This is a genomic window from Anaerolineae bacterium, assembly GCA_016931895.1.
Classification (GTDB): Bacteria; Chloroflexota; Anaerolineae; order 4572-78; family J111; genus JAFGNV01.
This window is the reverse complement of record JAFGDY010000160.1, coordinates 1-5,381: the sequence shown is the minus strand read 5'-3', so window position 1 is coordinate 5,381 and position 5,381 is coordinate 1. Positions and strand designations below refer to the sequence as shown.

The 5,381-nt window shown below is 53.1% G+C and carries 7 protein-coding genes and 1 tRNA gene; 6 read left to right on the top strand and 2 right to left on the bottom strand.

Features of this window, described 5'->3' with window-relative positions:
- Positions 1–4 precede the first annotated feature (4 nt).
- Positions 5–271: a hypothetical protein gene (locus JW953_12190; protein ID MBN1993451.1), complete on the top strand. Its 267-nt coding sequence runs from the start codon at positions 5–7 to the stop codon at positions 269–271.
- Positions 272–497: 226 nt separating this feature from the next.
- Positions 498–992, top strand: a complete 495-nt coding sequence (locus JW953_12185) for a hypothetical protein (GenBank protein MBN1993450.1) — start codon at positions 498–500, stop codon at positions 990–992.
- Positions 993–1,011: 19 nt separating this feature from the next.
- Here the strand turns inward: JW953_12185 and JW953_12180 are convergent.
- Positions 1,012–1,097: transfer RNA gene (locus tag JW953_12180), tRNA-Leu, on the bottom strand.
- A gap of 218 nt (positions 1,098–1,315) precedes the next feature.
- Between JW953_12180 and JW953_12175 the strand changes: the two genes are divergently transcribed.
- The 4 genes from JW953_12175 (at position 1,316) to JW953_12160 (ending at position 5,165) form a co-directional block, all read left to right on the top strand.
- Positions 1,316–1,621, top strand: a complete 306-nt coding sequence (locus JW953_12175) for a virulence factor (protein MBN1993449.1) — start codon at positions 1,316–1,318, stop codon at positions 1,619–1,621.
- Positions 1,622–1,751: 130 nt separating this feature from the next.
- Positions 1,752–3,968: an ATP-dependent RecD-like DNA helicase gene (locus tag JW953_12170; protein ID MBN1993448.1), complete on the top strand. Its 2,217-nt coding sequence runs from the start codon at positions 1,752–1,754 to the stop codon at positions 3,966–3,968.
- A gap of 50 nt (positions 3,969–4,018) precedes the next feature.
- Entirely contained in the window at positions 4,019–4,660 is a 642-nt protein-coding gene (locus JW953_12165; GenBank protein ID MBN1993447.1) for an NUDIX hydrolase N-terminal domain-containing protein, read from the top strand.
- A gap of 31 nt (positions 4,661–4,691) precedes the next feature.
- The gene (locus tag JW953_12160) at positions 4,692–5,165 is read left to right on the top strand and encodes a GNAT family N-acetyltransferase (protein ID MBN1993446.1); all 474 of its coding nucleotides are present in this window, start codon (positions 4,692–4,694) and stop codon (positions 5,163–5,165) included.
- Positions 5,166–5,175: 10 nt separating this feature from the next.
- Here JW953_12160 and JW953_12155 read toward each other — a convergent pair.
- Positions 5,176–5,381 (bottom strand): hypothetical protein (locus JW953_12155; GenBank protein ID MBN1993445.1); only part of this gene is annotated, 206 nt, incomplete at its 5' end.

Below are 5,381 nucleotides of genomic sequence, written 5' to 3'. Positions count from 1 at the left end.
GGTTTTGCAAGAAATAGAAGCCGCGCAAGGTTCAATCAACTTGAATGAATTGAGCCGGAAACTGTCTGTTGAGCGCAGCGCCCTGGATGGAATGATTGCGTATTGGATGCGTAAGGGGCGGATCAAAGATGATGAGCGGGAACAAGAACAGGTTTTTGTGGCGTGCCGGCCCGGCAATTGCAGTATTGGCCGGGGCTGTCCAGGGCCGCAGGGTTGTCCCTTTATCATGAAAATGCCGCGCACCTATTCGCTCACTAAAAATGAATCCTGAACAAATGGCCAGGTGGGGTGTTGCCCTCAAATTTACGGCAATTTCATTAATAGCAGTATTATTTTGCACTCTACCCTTTGTCTGGTAAGAGTTATATAACCGAATAAAAAGAATATGTTATGTAGTTAGATCGCCGTCGCCCGGTTACGAAGAACGCTGCTATTCCGACGCTCAGACTACTCCTCGTCCCTTTAGTAAAGAAAATATCCGTACCATATGTCGCCTCTTGGAACTCTACCGGGGCGACTTGCCGCTTGGTAACAAAGTCAAAACCAAAAACGCCGCAGTCTTGGCCGGCGGGCATAATCCCATTCTACCTGCAGCCCTCTGTGATCAGGTCGGTCTGGCCAAAGCCGGACGCAGCCGCAGCTTTGCCAGCAGCCCCAATGACCCGGCCCGCATCTACCTTCTCGGCGACATTGCCCATCTTGAAGATTTATACCTGGATGGCGGCATCGACAAAGATCGCTACCTGCTCCGTAAAAGCGAAATTGACCAGGCCATTGCCACACACACATTAGAAGACCAGCTCTATACCGCTACCCAAACCTTTAACTTTAATCAGGTTATCACCCGTATGCGTGCCACGCCGGAGCAAATTCCCGCGGCTTCTCCAAAAACAAAAAAGACGCCCATCAATTCCATCTTTGGGCGTCTGGAAATCGGAGGGGGCAAAGTTATTCACCTTACCCCCCGTCCATGGCCACGACCTTTTTTCTGATACTCGGTCGTGTTAGCCATGGGCCGGGTGGGAGTCGAACCCACACGAGGTTACAAGCCTCGGGGGATTTTAAGTCCCCTGCGTCTGCCTTTCCGCCACCGGCCCATTACCGGAAATATTACAACAATTAGGGCAGATAGTCAAAGCAGCCTCCATCATTCTCAGCCTGGCCTCTTTGAAACAAGGCCGGATTTTTGGGAAACAGGTTACAGCAAAGTTGCAATTTTACCCTGGTAAGTGTAAACTAACAGGTGGATGGCCTTAGCCAATTACCCTTGTTTTGAACGCACGCACTTGAAACCATTCCAGGAGGCAGAAAAGTTATGGCCCGATATCAAATATTGTATTGGGAACATATTCCGTTAGGTGTAAAAGCAACAGACGTTAATGGCACGGTTCGGGAAAATTTACCGGCCCGTTTTCAAGAAACTGTCGAAAAAGCGGCGGCTCGGGGGGGAGGCACCGGCGCAGCGGCTTACACCTCAATGTTCAAATGGGGTAAGGAGCAGGAACGCGAAGGTTCCGCCACCGAAGTAGCCGCCGCCATTGCCAAAGAACTGGATGAAACCTGGAACGAAGAAGAAGCCCTGGGTTTGTTTGAAAAAGAAAAACAGGATAAGAACAGGTAATGCTTGAGCCGCCGGCGCGGTTAGAACCGGTCAAAAAAAAGGGCGTAAAAGACGCCCTTTTTTGTTTCCACACGCCTGACAGATTTTCCCTAAACCGGAAATTTCGTGTTACAATGAGGGTAGAGGCGTTATGAATCCATCTCCTACTATCCTCAAAGGCGTGCTTGAGCGGATCACGTTCAGCAATCCAGACAACGGTTATACCGTGGCCCGTTTCCACGCCGACAGACATTTTGGCCTGGTCACGGTGGTGGGCGCCCTGGCCGATGTGCACCCCGGGGCGCGGCTGAAGCTGGAAGGGCGCTGGAAAACCCACCCCAAATACGGTGAACAGTTTGAGATTGAACGTTACGTTGAAGAAATGCCGGCCACCGTGGAAGGCATCAAACGGTATTTGGGCAGCGGCCTGATCAAGGGCGTTGGCCCGGTAATGGCCAAGCGGATTGCCGAAAAATTTGGCCCCTACACCATCGAGGTCATTGAGCATAACATCAACCGGCTGGCCGAGGTGGACGGCATTGGCCCCAAACGGGTCAAGATGATTGCCCATGCCTGGGAAGCGCAAAAACAGATCAAAGAAATTATGCTCTTTTTGCAAAGCCACCAGGTCAGCACCCACCTGGCCGTAAAAATCTACAAAACCTACGGCGACGCCGCCATCGGCGTGGTCAAAAACGATCCCTACCGCCTATCGCGCGACATCTTTGGCATTGGCTTTTTGACCGCCGACAAAATCGCCCGCAGCATTGGCCTGGCCGCAGACGGGCCGCAGCGCATTGCCGCCGGCATTGAGCATACCCTCAACCAATTGGCCGACCAGGGCCATGTGTTTGCCCCGCGCGAACACCTGATCCAGGAGGCGGTTAAAATTCTGGCGGTCAAGCCGGAACAAGTGCAGGCGCAACTTGACACCCTGCAACAAGAAAACCGGGTAAAAATAGAAGAGATTGTTGGCCTCCAAAATCGTCAAACCAAAATCGAAGCGCCCGCTGTTGAGGCCGTTTACTTGATCCCCTTTTATTACGCCGAGGTTGGCGTGGCGCGGCAGGTCAAACAATTGCTGGCCGCCAGGGGGAGTCGCCTGGCCTTATTTGGGGCGGTCAATTGGGACCAAGCTTTTGCCTGGCTGGCGGCCCAAAAAGGTAATATTGAGCTGGCCGCGCAACAACGCCAGGCCGTGCGCACGGCTTTAACCAGTAAGGTGAGTATTTTGACCGGCGGGCCGGGCACCGGCAAAACCTTTACGGTGCAGTCGGTGTTGCGGCTGGTGCAGGGCAAAGGTAAAACCGCCCTGCTGGCCGCCCCCACCGGCCGCGCGGCCAAACGCCTGGCCGAAAGCACCGGTCACGAAGCCAAAACCATTCATCGTTTGCTGGAAGTCAGCCCCAGCGAAGGCTTCAAGTTCCAGCGCAACCAGGATAACCCCCTGGAGTGTGATCTGCTCATCCTGGATGAGTGTTCCATGATTGACCTGGCCCTGATGAACAATGTTCTCAAGGCCATCCCGCCAGCGGCCCATCTGTTGCTGGTGGGCGATGCCGACCAATTGCCCAGCGTGGGCGCGGGCAACGTGCTGCGCGATTTGATAAGCAGCGACGTGGCGCCTGTTACCCGGCTGGATGTGATTTTTCGCCAGGCCGCCGACAGTACCATTATCACCAACGCCCACCGCATCAACCGGGGCGAAACCCCGCTGTTTCCCCAAAACAAGCGGGATTTTTACTTTTTTGGCCAGGAGGACCCTGAAGCCGCGGCGGATTTGATTGTTGACATTGTGGCCCAACGGATTCCCCAAAAGTTTGATATTCCCAACCATGATATTCAGGTTCTCAGCCCCATGCACCGGGGCGTGGTTGGCGCGCGCTCTCTCAATGAAAAATTGCAGGCCCGGCTTAACCCCATGCGTTACCGCCAACCGGAGTATCGCAGCGGTAGCCGCGTATTCCGGGTGAACGACCGTGTTTTGCAACTGCGTAACAATTACGACAAGGATGTTTTTAACGGCGACGTGGGCCGGGTTGAATATCTTGACCTGGAAGAGGGCGAAATTTGGGTGGAATTTGAAGGCCGCAGTATCGCCTATGAACTGAACGAGCTGGATGAATTGACCCTGGCCTATGCCATGAGCGTGCACAAAAGCCAGGGCAGCGAATACCCGGTAGTGGTATTGCCCATGCTCACCCAGCACTATGTAATGCTCCAGCGCAACCTGCTGTATACCGCCATCACCCGGGCCAAAAAAATGGTGGTGATTGTGGGCACGCGCAAGGCCATGGCTATGGCGGTGAAAAATGATAAAATCGCCGCCCGGTGGTCGGCCCTTACAGATCGTCTGAAGATGGAGTAAAGTTCCCCTGATATGGCCAATCCAGAAAAAGTAACCGGAGGTGTGGCAGAATGAAACCTGCTGAAACTATTGCGCTGTGGGCGGATAAATTGCGCGACATTTCCGCCATGGGCTTGAAGTTTTCCCAAAACATTTACGATCTCGAGAACTACCGGACTATTCAAAACATAGCCCTGGAAATGTTTGCCCTGGCCACCGGCCAAACTTCTGACCAAATTGAACCCCTGCGCAAGCCAATCTTGAATAGGCCGACGCCGCTTTCGGTGGGAGATGCCGCGGTGATCAATAACGCGGGCGAAATTTTGCTCATCCAACGCGCCGACACTCACAAGTGGGCCTTGCCGGGCGGGGCCATGTCGGTGGGGGAAACACCGGCCGAAGGGGTTGTGCGGGAAGCGTTTGAAGAGACCGGCGTAAGCTGCAAAGCAATGATGCTGGTGGGCGTGTACGATTCACGGTTTCACCATGACGCCTCGCCGCATCACCTGTATGTGTTTGTGTTTTTATGCCGGCCGCTTGAAACCGAGATGGTAGAACCGTCCCACGCCCTGGAAACATTGGCTAAAGGCTGGTTTGCCGAGGACAATTTACCAACCGGCCTTGAGCCAAGCCACCTCCCCCGTATCCGTGACGCCTTTGTTATGTGGCGAGGCAGCAACGGCCGCGCCTATTTTGAGGGAAGGCAATTATAAAAATAATCAAAATATTTTGGAGAACATCAAGATGCTCATCACCCGCGCCAATATTGACGACGCTCAAGAAATTTTGGCCCTACAAAAACTGGCCTATCAAATGGAAGCCGAACGCTACAACGACGATACCCTGCCCCCCTTGATCCAAACCCTGGCCGAAATACAGACTGATTTTGAAAAGATGCTGTTCCTCAAAGCCGTGCTTGACGATAGGATTGTTGGCTCGGTGCGGGCCGCCGTAGTTGACGGCGCCTGTTTGGTGGGCCGTTTGATTGTGCATCCTGATTTTCAAAACCGGGGCATCGGCACTAAACTGATGCAAGAGCTGGAAGGCTGTTTCCAAAACATCAAACGTTTTGAGCTGTTTACGGGCCACAAAACCGCCGGCGCGCTGCATATTTATAAAAAACTGGGCTACCGGGAATTCAAACAAAAAGAAATGGAGACCCACACCTTGATTTTTTTGGAAAAACTTGCGCCGGGAATTACTGAAGATAAACAATGACTATCGAGAATCAGAAATCACCCCCGGCCAGGCCAAACAACAACAATGAGACCACTTCCAAAAGAATAATCTTTCGTTCCAACGGTATTCTGCGGATTGTGGCCGAATACACCGGCGGGCGCCCATTTCCCTCCTCGTATAATAAGTTAGCCAGGAAGTGGTATCCCAGAGATAATGACCGTGCATTCAGGGCGGTCAGGTGGGCAGTTCTACGCC

Coding starts and splice junctions, on each gene's coding strand:
- JW953_12175 (MBN1993449.1), top strand. CDS start 1,316: ATGGCCCGATATCAAATATTGTATTGGGAACATATTCCGTTAGGTGTA.
- JW953_12170 (MBN1993448.1), top strand. CDS start 1,752: ATGAATCCATCTCCTACTATCCTCAAAGGCGTGCTTGAGCGGATCACG.
- JW953_12165 (MBN1993447.1), top strand. CDS start 4,019: ATGAAACCTGCTGAAACTATTGCGCTGTGGGCGGATAAATTGCGCGAC.
- JW953_12160 (MBN1993446.1), top strand. CDS start 4,692: ATGCTCATCACCCGCGCCAATATTGACGACGCTCAAGAAATTTTGGCC.